This window comes from Methanosarcinales archaeon Met12 (genome assembly GCA_002813105.2).
In the GTDB taxonomy this organism is placed as follows: domain Archaea; phylum Halobacteriota; class UBA148; order UBA148; family JAJOKI01; genus JAJOKI01.
Window position 1 is genome coordinate 403,294 of record CP017966.2, and the last position, 17,993, is coordinate 421,286.

Consider the following 17,993-nt stretch of genomic DNA (forward strand, 5'->3'; position numbering starts at 1 on the left):
AATGATTGGTGATCTTGGTAGTTCGCTGCGCGATGTGATTAAAAGGGTCGCCAGGGCCAATAGAATAGATAAGCGCACAATAGATGAAATTGTCAAGGACATCCAGCGGGCGCTGTTGCAGGCAGATGTCAATGTCAAACTTGTCATGCAACTCTCATCCAGAATTAGAGAGAGGTCTCTCGAGGAGAAACCTGTGGCAGGAGCAGATCCAAGAGAACATGTCATAAAGATAGTCTACGAAGAGCTTGTCAAAATCATCGGCGAAGGCGCAGACATGCCACTGGGCGAACAGACTATATTGATGGTGGGCTTGCAGGGCAGTGGAAAGACCTCCACCACGGCAAAGCTAGCCAGATTTTTCCAGCGGAAAAGGCTAAAGCCGGGCGTAATATGCGCCGACACATACAGGCCTGGCGCTTACGAGCAGTTGAAACAGCTGTGTGAACGAATCGATGTCCCATTTTACGGCGAAAGAGACAATTCAAATCCGATTTCAATCATAAAGAAAGGGATGAAAGAACTGGAAAGATGTGAGATTAAAATCGTCGATACCGCTGGGCGCCATGCACTTGAAAGGGATTTGATCGAGGAGATGAAGGATATCCATGAACTTATAAGGCCAAATCAAAAACTGCTCGTCCTCGATGCCTCAATCGGCCAGGCCGCGAGCGAGCAGGCAAAAGCGTTCAACGATGCAATCGGGGTCACAGGCGTCATAATAACCAAGATGGATGGTACTGCCAAGGGAGGTGGCGCACTGTCAGCGGTTTCTGAAACCAATTCGCCCATTGCGTTTATAGGAATGGGGGAAGCCGTCGATGACCTGGAGCGATTTGACCCAGACGGTTTCATCTCCAGACTGCTCGGAATGGGAGATATCAAAAGTCTAATCGAGCGTGCTGAAGAGATAGTATCTCCCGCAGACGTGGACGTAAAGTCGATGATTCGGGGGCGCTTTACGTTAAAAGACATGTATAAACAATTGGAGGCCATCGACAAGTTTGGTCCTTTAAAGCATATAATGCAGATGCTGCCCTTTGGAGCGGAGCTCTCTGACGATTCGTGCCAGGTCACAAAGGACAAACTTGCCCGTTACAGGGTAATGATGGATTCAATGACAAACGAAGAGCTCGAAGACCCGAAGATTGTCGGAAGTTCGCGAATGAAAAGGATTGCACGCGGATCCGGCACTTCTCTCGAGGATGTGAGGGAATTGTTGAAGTACCACAAGATAATGCAGAAGACGATGAAGGGTCTGCGGGGCGGCAGGTCACCGATGCAAAAACTGATGAAGAAGTTTAGGTAGAGGTAATCTATGAAGCCTAAATATAGTATTATAATTGCAACAAAAAATGAAGAAGAAGCCATAGCCAAGGTGCTTTGTTCTATCCCAGAAGAGGTTGCCAAATATTCAGAAACAATAGTTGTTGACTCCTCCACAGATTATACACCGATAATAGCAGAGAGATTGGGAGCAAAAGTAATTAAAGAAAGTAGAAAGGGAAAGGGCAGGGCAATGAAGAAAGGAGTGAAATCAAGCAAAGGGGATGTATTGATATTCTTAGATGGCGATGGTACTGACCCGCCTGAGTATACCCCAAAATTAATAAAAAAGTTGAATAATTCTGATCTCGTTCTGGGTTGTAGAAGTATGGAATGCTTTGAAACAGATGACAAAATGATGAGGCAGATATTCAGAGTTTATGGGTTTTTTGTTAGGCCCCTATTTTATCTTGTGGGCTTTAAAGTCTCAGACCCATTAGCAGGATTTAGAGTAATCAGAAGAAAAGATTGGGATAAACTTGATCTAAAAAGTAATGATTTTGAAATAGAGGCAGAAATGAACGTAAAAGCAACAAACGAAGGATTTGTGGTAAAAGAATTGGCAATACCACATTTGAAAAGGGGAGGAGGTCTCAGAAAAAGTAAGCTTATTACCAATCCAAAAATGTGGTTTAGAATTATGAACGTAGTTTTAAAGTACATCAAAGATGAAAAGTTGAAAGTAAGACTAGAAGACCTTAGAGAAAAGTTAAAGTAAATTGGGGGAAATGTGCTAGATGCTATCCGTGACAGGAGGAGCGTTCGTGAGTTTACGGATGAGACGGTTGACGACCAAACCATCACCGCCGTCCTGGATGCTGGCAGATGGGCACCCTCTGGGCTGAACAACCAGCCATGGCGATTCATCGTGATCAGGGATGTTGGCACCATTGACAGGATCTCTCAGTGCACCAAATACAGCGATGTTGTTAGAAGTGCCCCATTGCTAATAGCTATTTTCATAGACACAAATGCGATGTATGATCGAACCAAAGATGTACAAGCGATTGGTGCATGCATACAAAATATGCTCATAGCCATCCACAGCATGAGCTTGGGAGCGGTATGGCTCGGGGAAATACTAAGCCAAAAGGAAAAAGTCAATGAAATATTGGACGCTCCTGACTCCCTGGAATTGATGGCGGTGCTCGCTATCGGTCATCCAACAGGCGAGAGGAGGGCCTCTACGAGAAAAGCCATCAGAGAGACCGCATACAAGGAGCGGTATGATAGTCCATGGGAATAACCCTGTCAGCTTATATTTTGTTTTGAATTTCATAGTTGTATGCCCCTAAAAATGATCGACTTTAACTGATGGATATATTAAAGATGTGATATCTTATATCAGAATAGGACAGGGTGATCGACATGAAAAGAGAATTAATGGACATCCTTGCTTGCCCGATGTGTAAAGGCGATCTAAAATTAGAGGTCGAAGAAGGTGATGGAGAAGTGATAACTGGAACGCTTTGCTGCACGAAATGCGATGAACACTATCCAATAGAAGACGGCATTCCGAATCTTTTGCCGCCAGACCTGCGAGATTGATGCCGATATGACTGGGCAATTGCACCAAGGGATACATATCAATCGTAGAGAGGCCAATTCGATCGAGTTCGATGTTCAAGAGCTGATAATTCCACTGAACCCTGGTGAGGAGACCAGTTTTAATATCAAGGTTATCAACTACGGAATGCCGACACATGTGCATCTATCAGCTACTGGAGATATTCGAGATAAGATAACATTTCAGAGCCATAACCCATACGTGCGATATGAAGAAGACGTGCCGATTATAGCGAAGATTCCACGAGGTGAAACTGAGTTCTACACTGGTGAGATTGTCGTGACTACTGGATATGGCTCAAAAAAGAACGGTTTTATCACGAAACTGGGGAAAGAGCCAAGAGAAGATGATGTGCACTTGGTCAATGTGGATAAAAGACTGGGCAGACGCCGGATGGCTAGAATTAAACGAGCGGGCATGCTCCCGGAGCTGCCGCCGGCGCTGCCGATAGCTCTAATCCTCGCCATATTCATCCTACTGTTGACCTTTGTGTTTAAATTCATACCAGAAACAGAAATCGTTGGCGCTATGGCTTTCTCGATTTTGACTGTATTCGTCATTTTATATACCATCACTAAACTCATTAAAGGCATAAAGTAAAAGGGACTCAACATGAAATATATAATGGTCACGGGTGGAGTTATGAGCGGCCTGGGAAAGGGCATCACCGCCGCTTCAATAGGGCGAATTCTGAAAGACAAGGGGTACGATGTCACTGCGATTAAAATCGACCCCTACATAAACATCGATGCGGGTACGATGAATCCATTTCAACACGGAGAAGTCTATGTGCTCATGGATGGTGGAGAAGTTGACCTGGACCTTGGACATTACGAGCGTTTCTTGGATACTGAACTCGCCAGTGAACACAATCTCACGACTGGAAAAATCTACAGAACTGTAATAGACAAAGAGCGTAGAGGGGACTACCTCGGAAAAACCGTTCAGATAATACCTCACATTACAAATGAGATCAAAGAGAGGATAAGAGAAGTTGCCGCAAAAAGCGGAGCCGATATATGTATCGTCGAGATCGGAGGGACCGTGGGCGACATCGAGAGCATGCCATTCTTGGAGGCTGTGCGCCAGATGCACGGTGAGGAAAAAAGAGAGGATTTGGTCCTCATCCACGTCACATTGGTTCCAATGGACCTCGGTGGCGAGCAAAAGACCAAACCAACACAGCACTCGGTCAAGGCGCTACGTGAATTGGGACTTAGCCCAGATGTGATCGTGGCACGGTGCAAGGAGCCATTATTGGCGAGCTCCAAATCAAAGATTTCGCTATTCTGCGACGTGCCAGAAAAGGCTGTGATAAGTGTGCATGATGCCGATAATATATATCTCGTCCCTCCGTTATTGGAAGATGAAAATCTCGATGAGTATCTCATGAAATTGCTCAATCTCAAGGCATCGAAGGACGGAACGAAATGGCACCAGATGATTGAACGGATGAATTCTGCGGACAAAAGCGTCAAGGTCGCGTTGATCGGAAAGTACACGCATGTAGAGGATGCATATTTGAGCATCAAAGAGGCGTTGAAGCATGCAGGCATTGAAAGTGGCTGTACCGTGAGCATCACCTGGGTCGAAGCCGAGAACCTTGAAGATGACCTGAAGACGGTTCGATGCCTGGAACAAGTAGATGGGATACTGGTTCCAGGTGGATTCGGTGTAAGGGGAGCCGAGGGGAAAATTAAAGCCATCAGATATGCGAGAGAGAACGACGTCCCATTTTTAGGGTTGTGTTTTGGGATGCAGCTGGCTGTGATTGAATTCGCCAGAAATGTGGTCGGGCTTGAAAACGCAAACAGCTCAGAGTTAGAGGATACGCCGCATCCAGTCATCGATATACTTCCTGAGCAAGATGGCGTCGAAGAGATGGGGGGAACGATGCGCCTGGGCAATTATGATGCCACGCTGAAGGAGGGGTCACTGGCACACAGGATTTATGGTACCACCAGGATCGTTGAGCGGCACAGACATCGATACGAAGTAAATCCAAAATATATCGACCGGATAGAGGCGAAGGGCATGATATTTTCAGGTAAAAACAAGAACAGGATGGAGATTCTGGAGATGCCAGCGCATAAATTCTTCTTCGCCTCGCAGTTCCATCCGGAGTTCACCTCGAGACCTGGTAAGCCCTCGCCACCATTCAGGGCTTTTGTCGAAGCGATGTTGGAGGGTTGATTATGGTCAACGTCGAACGGTTCATAGAACAAAGTATCAAAGAGATTAAAAGAGAAGTCAGGGGCAAAGCCATCATCGCGCTATCCGGTGGTGTCGACAGCTCTGTATGTGCGGCCATGGCGCACAGGGCTATCGGCGATAGGCTGGTCCCCATATTCGTGGACACAGGCCTGATGCGAAAAGGAGAGGTCGAGCGAATTCGAAGTGCGTTTGGACATATGAATCCCTGCGTCATAGATGCAAGTAAACGGTTTCTCGACGCACTTAAAGGAGTGGTAGACCCTGAAGAAAAGCGCAAGATCATAGGAGAGACGTTCATCCGTGTTTTTGAGGAGGTTGGTAGGGAAGTGGGTGCGAGCTATTTGATTCAGGGTACGATTTATCCTGATCGAATCGAATCGGAAGGCGGCATCAAATCACACCATAATGTAGGCGGACTTCCCACCGAGATAAAGTTCGATAAAATCATAGAGCCACTGCGCGATTTGTACAAGGATGAGGTGAGAAGGGTTGCGCGTGCGCTCGGGTTGGCCCCCGAAATTTGCGAACGAATGCCATTCCCTGGCCCGGGACTGGCGGTGCGCATCATCGGAGAGGTGACCAAAGAAAAATTGGAAGTAGTCAGCGAGGCAAATGCAATAGTAGAAGAGGAGTTAGTAGAAGAATTCCGTCCCTGGCAGACATTTGCCGCATTGCTCGAAAAAGGGACTGGTGTGAAAGGAGACCAGCGGATTCATGGGTGGATAATTGCGGTGCGCGCGGTTGAATCCAGAGATGGCATGACCGCCACAGCCATCGAATTGCCCTGGGAGAAGTTGAAAAAAATAGAGACCAGAATCACCAGCGAAATCCCAAACGTCTCCAGAGTGGTATATGACATAACTCCCAAACCGCCCGCAACCATTGAGTTTGAATAGGGGGAAGCTCTTGAAAGACCTGATTGAGATGACGGAAAAATATGTATTCCAAACATATGCTCGCCAACCCATCGTGATCGTCGGAGGTAGAGGAGCCGTTGTAAGGGATATAGATGGCAGAGAATACATCGACTGCGTAGCAGGGATTGCGGTCAATAACGTCGGTCACTGTCATCCAAAAGTCGTTTCTGCCATTAAAAAGCAGGCAGAGCTATTAATTCATACGTCCAATATGTACCACACTGAACCGCAGGCTCTGCTTGCGGAAAAAATAGTAGAGATAACGCCGATGGACCGTGTGTTCTTCTGCAATTCAGGTACCGAAGCAGTTGAGGCGGCGTTAAAACTCGCCAGAAGAGCATCGGGCAAAACGGATTTCATAGCAACCCATGGTTCTTTTCACGGCAGAAGTCTGGGCGCATTGAGCGTTACATTCAACGAGAAATACCGAAAGCCGTTCGAGCCGTTGATGCCAGGTGTTACGTTTGTACCATATGATGATGCAGATGCAATTGGGGATGCGATTACGCCAAAAACCGCTGCAGTCATCCTGGAGTCGATTCAAGGGGAGAGCGGTGTGCGAGTTCCATCGGATAATTATCTCAAAACAGTGAGGGACGTCTGCGATGATAGGAACACGTTGCTCATCATAGACGAGGTGCAAACCGGATTCGGCAGGACCGGAAAGTGGTTTGGATTCGAACATTGGGGGATGGAACCGGACATAATGGCCATGGCAAAGGCGCTTGGCGGTGGATTTCCCATTGGAGCAATGGCAGCGCGAGAAGAGATAGCTCAAAAGTTTCAGAGAGGCGACCATGCATCTACGTTTGGCGGAAGTCCCTTAGCATGCGCGGCAGCGCTGGGGACGATTAGCGCACTGGAAGATGGGCTGGTCAAACAATCGGAGAAGCTTGGGGGCTACTTCATTAAAAGGCTTAAAGAGCTGAAGCACGATTACATCAGGGAAGTACGTGGAAAAGGGCTGATGATTGGAATGGAGCTGAATATGAATGGGGACATAATCGTCGATAAAGCCAGAGGAGATGGAGTATTGCTTAACTGCATCTCCGATACGGTGCTCAGATTTGTGCCGCCGCTGGTCATCACCAGAGAACAGATCGATAGGGTGGTGGAAGTGCTTGGTTGAGATGCGGAAATCCATACGAGATATGGACAAATACGTGCCGAGCAAAACGATAGAAGAAGTGGCAAAACAATACGGTTTTCTCCCAGAAGAGGTCATCAAACTGGGGTCGAACGAAAATCCCTTAGGGCCCAGCCCAAAGGCAGTACAGGCGGTAAAGGATTATGCCGATGCCATCAGCTCGTATCCATCTGTGGATGCTGCGGAACTAAGAACTGCACTGGCCCAGTATATCGGTTGTCCCGTGGACCGGATAGTGACAGGAAATGGGGCGGACGGAGTTCTTGACGTCTTGACACGGATTTTTGTAGAAAAGGGTGATGAAACTATCATCTCGATGCCAACGTTTTCCTATTACGAACTTTTCACACGATTGTGCGACGGGGTTCCTAAATTCGTGCCCAGAGATTCAAACTTTGACGTCGATATCGATGCGCTTATTAAATCCATCAGCAGTAAGACCAAAATAGTCTTCCTATGCTCGCCCAATAACCCTACTGGAAACCAGATTTGCGAAGAGGATTTGAGGAAGGTGTTGAATGCCGCCGATGCAATGGTCGTAGTGGATGAGGCGTATGCGGAATTCGCGGATTCATCGGCGATTGGCCTCGTCGGGGAGCATAAGAATCTCGTCGTCATGCGCACGATGTCAAAGGCATTTGGATTGGCAGGATTGAGGGTTGGGTATGGTGTTGTCCCCTCCTGGATTTTCAAGGAATATATGAAGGTATTACCTGCTTTTAGCGTCAATAAGCTCGGGATAGTCGCCGCAATAGCTGCATTGGACGATAGAGAGCACCTTCGGCGGACGATTCGGACGGTAAAAAATGGCAGGACGTTTCTCATTGAGAATATTCCGTTTAAGACGTATCCATCGCAGGCTAATTTCGTCTTGGTCGACGTTTCGCCGTTGAGCGCCGAGGAGGTGTGCGAAGCGCTATTGCGAAGGGGAATAATCGTGCGGGATTGGAAGTCATTCAGGGGCGCTGGAGATTCGCTGATAAGGATAAGCGTGGGCACGATGGAACAGAATAAGCGCGTAGTCGAGGAGCTGAGTAGCGTCAAGAAAGAAGTTCAAGATTAAGGGTTAAAAATGATTGACATATTTGGATGGGTTATGGCTGTAGCCAATGTGATTCTAATTTGTCTTATATATGCGCAATATAGGGAGCAAAAGAAACCAATAATAACGACCAAAATAGTCCCGGATGAAAAGAGGATTAAAAACGGTGCGAAAGCAATACCACGAACCTTAGAGAAGGGAGATATTGCTCTATATCTCATCGTCAGTAACATTTCTAACAATTTAGCATCTAATGTGAAGATAAATTATGAATTCCTCTTAAATGGTGAGAAGTTGGCTGAAGTATCAAAGGAATTAGATTATTTAAATCCATGTGAAGCAACTGACATGATTATTATGTTGGGAGATATCATAGATAAGCGCCCCGATCTTTTCGAGAGGATTGAACACCCTAATATAAAAACATTGATAACACATACGATTCCCAAAGAAACAATGACATTGTTATTAAATATCCATATTTCATGTAATCCGTTTTTAGGTAAATTTTTGTTGTACGAAATAAAAGATTCATATTACATAGTATGGAGCTCCTTAGAAGGAGTACCAGAACTTAAAGACCATCCTAACATACGTTGTTGGAGCAAAAGAAACGGTCTTTACATCAAAAAAATTGAGAGCCGTGAATTGAAGAGGTAAACAGACCTTGAAAGTAGCCATCACTGGAACGCCTGGCACAGGCAAAAGTTCTGTCTGCGAAATTCTTAAAGAGCGCTACAACATAATCCACTTAAACCAGCTGATAGATGAAAAGAAATTATATACGGGCATAGATAGCAAGCGCAATGCCCTAAATGTAGACATCGATGCGCTTGTTGATTATGTAAAACATGTGCCTATAAAAGGCACCACCATATTCGAGGGACACCTGGCGCATCATCTGCCCGTGGATACCGTCATCGTGCTCAGGGCGTCGCCATCCAAACTGCGCAAAAGGCTCGCAAGCAAGGGATTTGGCGCATTGAAAATACAGGAGAACGTCGAGGCAGAGGCATTGGACGTTATATTAGTCGAAGCAGTGGAGATGAATGACAGGGTGCATGAGATAGATACCTCTGAAAGAAGTATAGAAGAGGTTGCAAAGTGCGTCATAGAAATCATAGAGGGCACGGACAAATACAAACCGGGGTCCCTCGATTGGAGCGAAGAGGTGTTTAGATAAAACCTTTCTTTTTGTTATCGCCACAGCCAATATCTACTTTTACTTTTCCCATAAAAACACCTCTTATTTCTACCAACATTCTCTAATATATGTCTTATCTTCAGAGGTATTTTAACTATTATGGGGTTGTCATCTGATAAAATTAATTCCTTTTCTAACACTTTTGCGAAATGATCATAAAACGGGAAGTTCATCATGATTTCACCCAATATATACCTGTCCAATCAATTACCTTAATTTCATCATTTATTTGATTTTTAGCCCGATAATCATCAACCGCTTCCTTACAATTTTTTAAACATCCATAATCATCGATTATACAAAATCCTCCTTGTGACAGTTTTGGATAAAGATTGTTTAACGCATCCATTGTAGACTCATACATATCTCCATCAAGACGTAGAATTGAAAGTTTTTCAATTGGTGCGGTTGGTAAGGTATCTTTAAACCAGCCCTTTAGAAATACAACTTGTTTGTCTAAAAGCCCATACTTTTCAAAATTCTTTTCCACCTCTTCTTTTGAAACGGAAAGAAATTGGAATTTATAATGCGAATCGCCTTTATCGCTGGGACACTTAACTGCATCTGGTTTTGGCAGCCCCTCAAAAGAATCTGCAACGAAAACTCGTCGATCTTCTATCTTGTATGCAGCTAATACTCCGCGCATAAAAATGCACGCCCCCCCCCGCCAAACGCCGGTCTCGATTAGATCGCCTTCGACACCATTCTTTATTACGGTTTCAATACAAAACTGTAGATTGTCCAGACGCTTAGTACCAATCATAGTATGAGCATAGCCCGGCCATATCATCCCCTCTATTCTTTCGTTTTCCGAGACTTCTCTATTTTGAACAATTTGCAGTCTTTTAGTAGCTAAAATCTTTGAAACAATAGCAATTAAAATACTCTTAAGAGTGAATATACGGGTATAGTTTGTGATTGGGTATGGCGGCTCATCCCACAGAGTAAAAGTTAAAGCTTTTTTTAGTAAATCAATATAAAGTATTTCAGGTTTAGTTATCATATTCATCATCTCCTTTCATCTGCGTATCTCCTTTCATCTGCGTGTTTATTTCACATAAACACTCAAGCAAACATCATGCCAGAATCAAGTGACGCTTCCGTCCTCTGGGCGCTCGTCATCACCTTCTTCACCGCACTGTCGAAATCAGCCACCGTGATTGAGTCCCGTTCATCCCTGATTGCAAACATGCCAGCCTCCATTGTTATCGCCTTTATATCTGCACCACTTGTACCGCTTGTAACAGAGGCAAGGTACTCAAAATCAATTTCATCTGCAAGACTCATATCCCTGCTATGAATTTTAAATATCTCTACTCTCGTCTTAAAATCTGGCAACGGCACTTCCACTACCCGGTCAAATCGGCCATGTCTGAGCAGTGCCGGGTCGAGAATATCAATGCGGTTGGTCGCCGCAAGGATCTTGACATCTCCTCTCGCATCAAAACCATCCATCTCGGCTAACAACTGCATGAGCGTTCGCTGTACCTCTCGGTCGCCCGAGGTTGCGCTCTCAATGCGCCTTGCCCCGATCGCATCAAGTTCATCCACAAAAATAATGCTCGGCGCCTTCTCTCTCGCCATCTTGAATAATTCACGAACCAACCGTGCACCCTCTCCGATATACTTTTGTACCAGCTCGGAGCCGACCACCTTGATGAACGTTGCGTTTGTGCGTCTGGCAACGGCCTTTCCCAGCATCGTTTTCCCTGACCCGGGTGGGCCATGCAATAATACCCCACTGGGGGGCTCTATCCCTACTTTGGCAAATATCTCTGGTTTTGTCAACGGAAGCTCCACGGTCTCTCTTAATTCGTTGATTTGTTCCATAAGCCCCCCTATGTCTTCATAGTCCACCGATGGAGATTCGATGATTTCCATGCTACCGACCAATGGGTCCTTGGGAGAGGGCAGCACGCCGATGACCGCCAGAGTCTGCTGATTCAATGCAACTCTTGCTCCGGGTTGCAAATACAGTCCATCGATAAATTGTGACGCGTTTACCACAAATTGGGGGCCAGTGCTGCTCTTGATGACGACCTTCCCGGTTTCCAATACGTCCAGGACCGTCCCAATTATCAATGGCAACGTTTTAAGCCTCTCGAGCTCGCTTCTGAGTTTTCGTATTTCTTGCTCGTATTTTTGTTTTTCAGCCTCTATGGAGCGCTTTTCATACTCCATTTGGTGGTACTCGCCCCTGAGTATGCTGTTTCGTTCCTCTAGTTGGCGGATCTTGTCGAGCGAGTATTTCAAAAAGTCATCTGAATTCATATTATGTGTGCCATTGGTTGACGGGGCGACCATCTCAGACCTCCGAATGTTATTTAAGTCATTCTCATATATATGTTTTACATATAGAAACAAACTTAGTTTATATGTTTGTTTATTAAAGAAGTGTTTTGGTGGCGATTCAACATGAACTGCGAGGTATGCGGTGCGGAGATAAAAGGCGAATCTCACAGGGTTCTGATAGAGCGGTCTGACCTAAACGTATGTGATAGTTGCGCGCAGTACGGAGAGGGCACCAACAAGCCCAAAAGGATTGCACCTGCTCCCAGAATAAAAATCAAAACGAGAAGACAGGGAGACGTATACTCTCAAATAAAAGATGACATCGCACAAGACTATCACGAGATCGTTCGTGAGGCGCGCCAGGCTCACGGCTGGACGCATGAAGAGCTGGCAGATAAGATCAACGAGAAAGCATCATTGATAAGAAGAATAGAGAGAAGGGAAATGCTGCCCGATGAGAAGGTTCGAAAGAAGTTAGAACATATCCTCGATATTCGGCTGGTCGAGAACGTAGAAAAAGTAAAACCAGATACACACAATTCCCTTAAGAGCGCCACACTTGGAGATGTGGTCGTGATCAAACGGAAGGGTTAATCGACGGTTCTTGTAAACGCCCCATCGCAGAAAGCTCACGCAGATATGTGCTGCTGCCACTCACAATATGAATATGGCAGTGGCTATCACAGTCGTCCATAACCCTTTTTTATCCCCAATCGCAGATTGAACCACATTAGTCGTTCTGACTATCTTGTCGCTGATTTTCCATACATTTTTTCGTGCATCATAGCTCATATCAGGGTCAAAATCGACGCCCAACGTTGAAGCCAGCATCGACGCGGCCAAATCCTCTGCGTAGTCGCCGGCCTTCTGCTCTGTCTCACCAAAGGAATGGTGCTCGCTCAGATAGCCGTAGGCGTTTTTATCGGCTGGGATTGCGCATCCAACAGATGCGGCAATTAGTCTGTTTGGTTCATTTGTGGCATTTTTTGCCATGACGCAAAATGCGATCTGACCTGGTTTTAACTCATTTAAACCCCGGCGTCTTGAGACCACCTTACAGCCAGGCGGGTAGATGCTTGAAACGAGAACGAGATTATACTTTTCTATCTCGGCATCCCTCAATGCAAGCTCAAATGAGCTAAGCATTTCTTTATGCCTTCCGACACCTCTTGTAAAAAACATCTTTTTTGGCACTAGCGAATTCATCAGAACATATAATAGAGATAGAGAATATAAACATTTTTGTCAGAAAAAGATGCGGGTGTAGATGATGAGAACTGCAATCATAGGTGGAAGTGGCGTCTATGACCTCGATATATTGACCGACCCAAAAGAGGAGGTCATCGATACCGGATACGGTGCCGCGAAGGTTAAGATAGGATTATACGGGGATATGGAAATCGTCTTCCTGTCCAGGCATGGAAAAGGACATGCATTACCGCCGCACAAGATCAACTATCGTGCAAACATTGCCGCATTAAAGAATTTGGGTGTCGAAAGGATCATCGGGACGACTGCCGTTGGAAGCATAAACGCTGACTTTAAACCAGGCGATTTTGTCTTGTTGGACCAGTTCATTGACTTCACGAAGAATCGAATCCATACATTCTATGACGACGCCGCGGTACACGTCGATATGACGAATCCATATTGCCCTGAGATTCGGGAGAGCGTCATAAATGCGGCAAAGACGTTAAAAATCGACCTGCATGAAAAAGGAACGTATGTTTGTGTTGAGGGTCCACGATTTGAAACTAGTGCAGAGATACGGATGTTTGCACTTTTGGGCGGAGATGTCGTTGGGATGACGAACATTCCAGAATGCGTTCTGGCAAGAGAGGTGGAAATCTGCTACAACACAATAGCACTGGTCACGAATCAAGCAGCTGGCATCTCAAGTGGGAAACTATCCCATAGCCAGATGATCGATGAGATGAAGTCCAAGCAGGAAGAGCTAAAGGCGCTCATCATGAAGAGCGCGACACTTGTTCCCGAGGGGCGAAAGTGTTTATGCAAAGATGTATTAAAAGGCGCCGACATCGGAGAGCTTTTGACCAAATGATGCCAAAAAGTGCGGCTGCCGGGATTCGAACTGAAGGGTTACACCCTTTCAAAACCCGTGTCCTACACTCGCTTCGTTCGGAAGACCAAGACACTCTTTTAAAGTTGTGTTAAATGCTGCTTTGGCAAATCTAAATGCGGCTGCCGGGAGTCGAACCCGGGCTTCAAGCTATTTCCGCAACCCTTAAAGTTTCCTTGTGTTTTTGATGAAACTTTACCTCTGCTACGCAGAGTAAAGTTGTTCCCGCAAAGGGGGAACCAACTTTTTTCTAAAAGTTTCTTGGGAAGCTTAAGTCCTAACCACTAGACTACAGCCGCTGACCGATATACTTACTCCTTTTACTGAAACGCTTAACACTATTTGCGACGAACATCCCATATTAAACTTACAATGATATATGCTCTGCTACTCCCTTGCTCGTGATTGGGTTATTTAATTAGTGACAGGTATGTTTTGGCAACGGCTTTGATTAACCAAACTTCACGACTTCGACGTTGGCCCGTTTCTTACAACAATTCAACGAACTCCTTCAACGCTTAACCCAGCATCCCTTAGAATACCTCTTAACGTGCCCTTCCTCAGTTCTTTATGATTTGGCACTACAATTCTGTTGTGGGGGGGCGTCTCCTTCTTGAGATGTATGTGGCTACCCCTTCTGGTGATGTATACGGTAGCCAATTTTTGAAGGGGCTTTGATGACATCTCTATCAGAAACAACTGGTAATTTACTCATACAGCCACCGTGACGATGTCAATTTTGGGAAGGGATTCAAGAGATTTCTTATCCTTCTCCAAACCCTCCAAGTAGCATTCGATGGCTTCTTTCGCGTTCATCAAAGCCTCTTCTCTATTATCTCCCTGGGTATGACAACCAGGAAGGGCTGGAACGTGCACTGAATAACCACCGTCCTCTTCTTTTTCCAAAACAACCTTAAACCTCATGATATCCCTCATTTCTCTTCGTCCATCTCAATGATTATGGGCAGATGTAATTTTTCATTTTTGATACCTTCAATTAGGTATATAAGTCTCGTATATTAAAGCCGTTTCGCCAAACTTCTTATATGCGACCCTCCTATAAAAGATTCTTACTATAAAAGCTAAACTTGTCTTACTACTCAATCATCGACTTGGTTGGTAGAATTTGATGCTTAGAAGGTACTGAAGATATCAAAGCCTTTAAGTTTCATACAAGATTAAAATTGACAGATAGAACATGACCGTTTATTCCCATTCCAGGCTCTCCACCTATGAAAACTGCCCCTTACAGTACAAGCACAACCATATTGACAAGATCAGGTTAGAGCCAGAAATAACGGGCATCGAGGCCTTCATGGGTATCAGGGTTCACGAAGCCCTGGAGAAGTTGTACAGGGATTTGAACGTTTCTAAGGAAAATAACTCTCACAAGGGATTCCGATCAGGGTCCGCAGCAAAAAATACTTAGTCTCAAAGTTTCAATGGGCTAGTGTCGAAAGTTGAAGATTGGGGAAGAAGAGCCACCTGCGCCCAGTCCGAATTGTGCATTCTGCAAGTTTAGAGGAGATTAAAGCCTTCAAAATATATTTTATTTTCCTTTTCGGCGCGATATAAGTGAACTTAGATAATTTCTTTCGTAACGGGGTTTTTTTAATGGGAATACCTCTTCGCTTACAGATTTGATATCTACTATTGTGTAAAATGCCGTAGGATTAAACCTTCTAATGATTTCAACGACATTTTGAAGGTCACCGCGTTTTATGGTAATGTAGATGATGTGTGCTTGCTCAACATTGCTTTGAGCAGCGACGCTCGTAACACCATAACCTGCGGATTCAAGAAAATCTATCAGCTCAGATGCATCTTTTTTGGTGATAATTCGAACGAGCAATACGCCCATTGCCAATTTCTCTTCTATGTAAATTCCAACAAAAGTCCCCATGGCAAAGCCTCCAGCATAAGCGACAATCACGATATTGGTTAGATCTTGCATAATCTGTCCAAGTGCAAGAAGCCAAATAATTATCTCAAAAAAACCAACAACTGGAGCTAGATATTTCATGCCCCTTGAAATAAATATGATACGAATCGTTCCCAAGCTTACATCACAAACTCGCGCAATAAAAATGAGCAGTGGCAAGATAACCCATGTGTATACATCTGAACTGAAGATTGATAGATAGTCCATAGTTTATATCCCTAAATTTTGACATATGATGATGATTTCCGTTCGGAACACATTACACAGCACAGATATAGACTTTTCCATCCGTAATTAAGATACTGTTAACTCAAGGGTTTTTATGAAGGGAAGAACGCCCCTCGCAGAAACACGGAAGCGGTCTCAGAGCGAGATTATATCTGGATAACGGCGATATCACTCCAGATTCCGTCTTTTCGATCCCTGCACATGCTTCTCTTTGCCAACATCTTCGGTCCTTTCTCCCAGCAATTCCATCAGCCGTCCGCAACAAACAAGTTGTCTTACTCAGCATGCAACACCTCAACAGTGTTTCCACAGACATTGCATCTGTAGATTTGTATTTGTTCCTTCCTCCAATTCTTTTTCTTGTTCCTCGTCTTCCTCTAACAATAAAGCTTGGAATTCTCCTATATGTATCTTTTCTTCTTTTGCTAGGTCCAAGAGAATTTTCTTAATATTTTTGTTTTCAGTCAGAGCTGCCATTTGCTCATAAAGATTTATGGGTATTTCTGATAGCATATTTTCACCTCCAATTGTGAGGTTATGGATCGACCTGGCAGATACCATAATTACACAACACACAAGAGATATACGAATAAAGTTCGATTGCGCCCAACGCATCACGGCCAAACACACCAAATCACATCTGGATGAATGACAAAAATCCTGCTGGTGTTTTATGATGATATCATCAAATCGTGCATATGTGGCCTATCGCCCAGCTGCCTGATAAACAGGGGCACATCTAAAAGTGCAACCAAAACAATGCATAGGTATTGCCGTTCCTTGATTTATGCATGCCTGATAATAGAAGATTAGGCGGATAATTACTTATTTTCTAAGAAAGTTCGGGATGCCGATGATTTCCTAATTTTTTTAGGGTAACCGCAACCTTTTTATAGTATTAATTAGGAATACCTAAATCAAAAGGAGGCAATATTATGGAAGGAAGTCAAAAAATTTTAGTAGTTGTGATATTAGGTTTGTTGGTTGGGGGGACCGCATGGGCTATGCTAAGACCAGCAGAAGTCGTCGAGAAGACCGTGGAAGCTCAAATAGTCAATATCTACTCCGCTCGACACTATGGGATAGAACGCGCGTTTGACCAGTTCACCGAAGAGACCGGTATCGAGGTGCGATTCACTCATGCCACAGATCCTGCGCTTCGAGCGCGTCTAAAGGCTGAAGGGCGTTTTACGCCAGCCGATGTCTTCATGGCGATCGATGCCGGCAATCTCTGGCTGGCAGCTGAGGAAGGTCTTTTGCAGCCCATAGAGAGTGAGGTGCTGGAGCGTAATATCCCCGCCCACCTGCGAGATCCTGATGGCCACTGGTTCGCCCTGACCATGCGGGTACGCACCATCCTGTACCATCCCGACCGTGTCGATCCGGCCGAGCTTTCCACTTATGCGGCACTCGCTGACCCCAAATGGCGCGGACGTTTGGTCCTGAGGCCGGCTACCCATGTCTACACGCAGTCTCTGGTGGCCAGCCTGATCGCCGCCTACGGTGAAGCCCGGGCGGAGGAGATTGTGCGCGGATGGGTTGCTAACGACCCCATCTTAATCGACAGTGACACCCGCATCCTGGAGACCTTAGCCGCCGGTGGGGGCGATGTCGCCATCACCAACCACTACTACCTGGGGCGGCTCCTGAACGCTACTCCCGGGTTTCCGGTCCGCGTCTTCTGGGCACACCAGGGCGACCGGGGCGTTCATGCCAATATCGTCGGGGCCGGGGTCACCGCTCACGCCCCCAACAGGGAGAACGCGATCAAGTTGCTGGAGTGGTTAAGCAGCCCATCAGGGCAGAGGGCGTTTGCCGATGGGAACTTTGAGTTCCCGGTGAACCCTGCGGTGGAACCACATCCCCTCATCGCTGGCTTCGGCGCCTTCAGGGTAGACCCCATTAGCATAGCGGAGTTCGGTCGTCTGCAGCCTGCTGCCGTTCGCCTGCTTGATCGAGCAGGGTACAGGTAAATAAGGGTAAGGGCGCCGTTAAGACATTGCCAAAATCGCTAACGCCAATATTAACGTTTTGGTA

General features: G+C 45.6%; 22 protein-coding genes, 1 tRNA gene and 1 pseudogene. 15 read left to right on the forward strand and 9 right to left on the reverse strand.

Annotation, left to right across the window (positions count from 1 at the left end; translation table 11 throughout):
• Position 1 precedes the first annotated feature (1 nt).
• From BME93_02645 to BME93_02695, 11 genes are all read left to right on the forward strand, one after another.
• Positions 2-1,306, forward strand: coding sequence for a signal recognition particle protein Srp54 (locus BME93_02645; GenBank protein ID ATZ61040.2), 1,305 nt, complete (start codon positions 2-4; stop codon positions 1,304-1,306).
• Between the two features lie 9 nt (positions 1,307-1,315).
• On the forward strand, positions 1,316-2,041 hold the full coding sequence (locus tag BME93_02650) for a glycosyltransferase family 2 protein (protein ATZ61754.2): 726 nt from the start codon (positions 1,316-1,318) through the stop codon (positions 2,039-2,041).
• Positions 2,042-2,569 carry a nitroreductase gene (locus BME93_02655; protein ATZ61041.2) on the forward strand — a complete coding sequence of 176 codons (528 nt, stop codon included), beginning with the start codon at positions 2,042-2,044 and terminating at the stop codon, positions 2,567-2,569. It abuts the gene before it with no gap.
• A 122-nt stretch (positions 2,570-2,691) separates the two neighbouring features.
• On the forward strand, positions 2,692-2,871 hold the full coding sequence (locus BME93_02660) for a methytransferase partner Trm112 (GenBank protein ATZ61042.2): 180 nt from the start codon (positions 2,692-2,694) through the stop codon (positions 2,869-2,871).
• A gap of 7 nt (positions 2,872-2,878) precedes the next feature.
• The gene (locus tag BME93_02665; protein ID ATZ61755.2) at positions 2,879-3,490 is read left to right on the forward strand and encodes a hypothetical protein; all 612 of its coding nucleotides are present in this window, start codon (positions 2,879-2,881) and stop codon (positions 3,488-3,490) included.
• A 12-nt stretch (positions 3,491-3,502) separates the two neighbouring features.
• Complete coding sequence (pyrG, locus tag BME93_02670; protein ATZ61756.2) at positions 3,503-5,083, forward strand: CTP synthase (glutamine hydrolyzing); 1,581 nt, start codon at positions 3,503-3,505, stop codon at positions 5,081-5,083.
• Positions 5,084-5,085: 2 nt separating this feature from the next.
• Positions 5,086-6,000, forward strand: a complete 915-nt coding sequence (gene guaA, locus BME93_02675; protein ID ATZ61758.2) for a glutamine-hydrolyzing GMP synthase — start codon at positions 5,086-5,088, stop codon at positions 5,998-6,000.
• A 28-nt stretch (positions 6,001-6,028) separates the two neighbouring features.
• On the forward strand, positions 6,029-7,150 hold the full coding sequence (locus tag BME93_02680; GenBank protein ATZ61757.2) for an acetylornithine transaminase: 1,122 nt from the start codon (positions 6,029-6,031) through the stop codon (positions 7,148-7,150).
• A 1-nt stretch (position 7,151) separates the two neighbouring features.
• A complete protein-coding gene (hisC, locus tag BME93_02685) occupies positions 7,152-8,231 on the forward strand; it encodes a histidinol-phosphate transaminase (protein ID ATZ61043.2) in 1,080 nt (359 codons plus the stop codon).
• Positions 8,232-8,240: 9 nt separating this feature from the next.
• Positions 8,241-8,870: a hypothetical protein gene (locus BME93_02690; protein ID ATZ61044.2), complete on the forward strand. Its 630-nt coding sequence runs from the start codon at positions 8,241-8,243 to the stop codon at positions 8,868-8,870.
• 7 nt (positions 8,871-8,877) lie between these two features.
• Complete coding sequence (locus tag BME93_02695) at positions 8,878-9,393, forward strand: adenylate kinase family protein (GenBank protein ID ATZ61045.2); 516 nt, start codon at positions 8,878-8,880, stop codon at positions 9,391-9,393.
• A 193-nt stretch (positions 9,394-9,586) separates the two neighbouring features.
• Here the strand turns inward: BME93_02695 and BME93_02700 are convergent, their stop codons facing one another.
• Positions 9,587-10,417 carry a TylF/MycF family methyltransferase gene (locus BME93_02700; protein ATZ61046.2) on the reverse strand — a complete coding sequence of 277 codons (831 nt, stop codon included), beginning with the start codon at positions 10,415-10,417 and terminating at the stop codon, positions 9,587-9,589.
• Positions 10,418-10,479: 62 nt separating this feature from the next.
• On the reverse strand, positions 10,480-11,718 hold the full coding sequence (locus BME93_02705; GenBank protein ATZ61047.2) for a proteasome-activating nucleotidase: 1,239 nt from the start codon (positions 11,716-11,718) through the stop codon (positions 10,480-10,482).
• Between the two features lie 111 nt (positions 11,719-11,829).
• Between BME93_02705 and BME93_02710 the strand changes: the two genes are divergently transcribed.
• Positions 11,830-12,300: a multiprotein bridging factor aMBF1 gene (locus tag BME93_02710; protein ATZ61048.2), complete on the forward strand. Its 471-nt coding sequence runs from the start codon at positions 11,830-11,832 to the stop codon at positions 12,298-12,300.
• 60 nt (positions 12,301-12,360) lie between these two features.
• Here BME93_02710 and BME93_02715 read toward each other — a convergent pair whose 3' ends face one another.
• Positions 12,361-12,912 (reverse strand): arginine decarboxylase, pyruvoyl-dependent, encoded by a 552-nt coding sequence (locus BME93_02715; GenBank protein ID ATZ61049.2) that lies wholly within the window; start codon positions 12,910-12,912, stop codon positions 12,361-12,363.
• 61 nt (positions 12,913-12,973) lie between these two features.
• Between BME93_02715 and mtnP the strand changes: the two genes are divergently transcribed.
• Positions 12,974-13,768, forward strand: a complete 795-nt coding sequence (mtnP, locus tag BME93_02720; GenBank protein ATZ61050.2) for an S-methyl-5'-thioadenosine phosphorylase — start codon at positions 12,974-12,976, stop codon at positions 13,766-13,768.
• Between the two features lie 135 nt (positions 13,769-13,903).
• Here mtnP and BME93_02725 read toward each other — a convergent pair.
• The 3 genes from BME93_02725 to BME93_02735 form a co-directional block, all read right to left on the reverse strand.
• Positions 13,904-14,085 (reverse strand) — tRNA-Gly (locus tag BME93_02725).
• Positions 14,086-14,284: 199 nt separating this feature from the next.
• A complete protein-coding gene (locus tag BME93_02730) occupies positions 14,285-14,470 on the reverse strand; it encodes a type II toxin-antitoxin system HicA family toxin (protein ATZ61052.2) in 186 nt (61 codons plus the stop codon).
• 27 nt (positions 14,471-14,497) lie between these two features.
• Complete coding sequence (locus tag BME93_02735) at positions 14,498-14,710, reverse strand: type II toxin-antitoxin system HicB family antitoxin (GenBank protein ID ATZ61759.2); 213 nt, start codon at positions 14,708-14,710, stop codon at positions 14,498-14,500.
• Between the two features lie 274 nt (positions 14,711-14,984).
• Between BME93_02735 and BME93_02740 the strand changes: the two genes are divergently transcribed.
• The gene (locus BME93_02740) at positions 14,985-15,215 is read left to right on the forward strand and encodes a PD-(D/E)XK nuclease family protein (GenBank protein ID WRQ72956.1); all 231 of its coding nucleotides are present in this window, start codon (positions 14,985-14,987) and stop codon (positions 15,213-15,215) included.
• Positions 15,216-15,335: 120 nt separating this feature from the next.
• Here BME93_02740 and BME93_02745 read toward each other — a convergent pair whose 3' ends face one another.
• The 3 genes and pseudogenes from BME93_02745 to BME93_02755 form a co-directional block, all read right to left on the reverse strand.
• Positions 15,336-15,935: a DUF2179 domain-containing protein gene (locus BME93_02745; GenBank protein ATZ61053.2), complete on the reverse strand. Its 600-nt coding sequence runs from the start codon at positions 15,933-15,935 to the stop codon at positions 15,336-15,338.
• Positions 15,936-16,038: 103 nt separating this feature from the next.
• Positions 16,039-16,242 carry a hypothetical protein gene (locus BME93_02750; GenBank protein ATZ61054.2) on the reverse strand — a complete coding sequence of 68 codons (204 nt, stop codon included), beginning with the start codon at positions 16,240-16,242 and terminating at the stop codon, positions 16,039-16,041.
• 8 nt (positions 16,243-16,250) lie between these two features.
• Positions 16,251-16,451 (reverse strand): annotated as a pseudogene (locus BME93_02755) (ferritin family protein).
• Between the two features lie 440 nt (positions 16,452-16,891).
• Between BME93_02755 and BME93_02760 the strand changes: the two are divergent.
• A complete protein-coding gene (locus tag BME93_02760) occupies positions 16,892-17,929 on the forward strand; it encodes a Fe(3+) ABC transporter substrate-binding protein (GenBank protein ID ATZ61055.2) in 1,038 nt (345 codons plus the stop codon).
• Positions 17,930-17,993 lie beyond the last annotated feature (64 nt).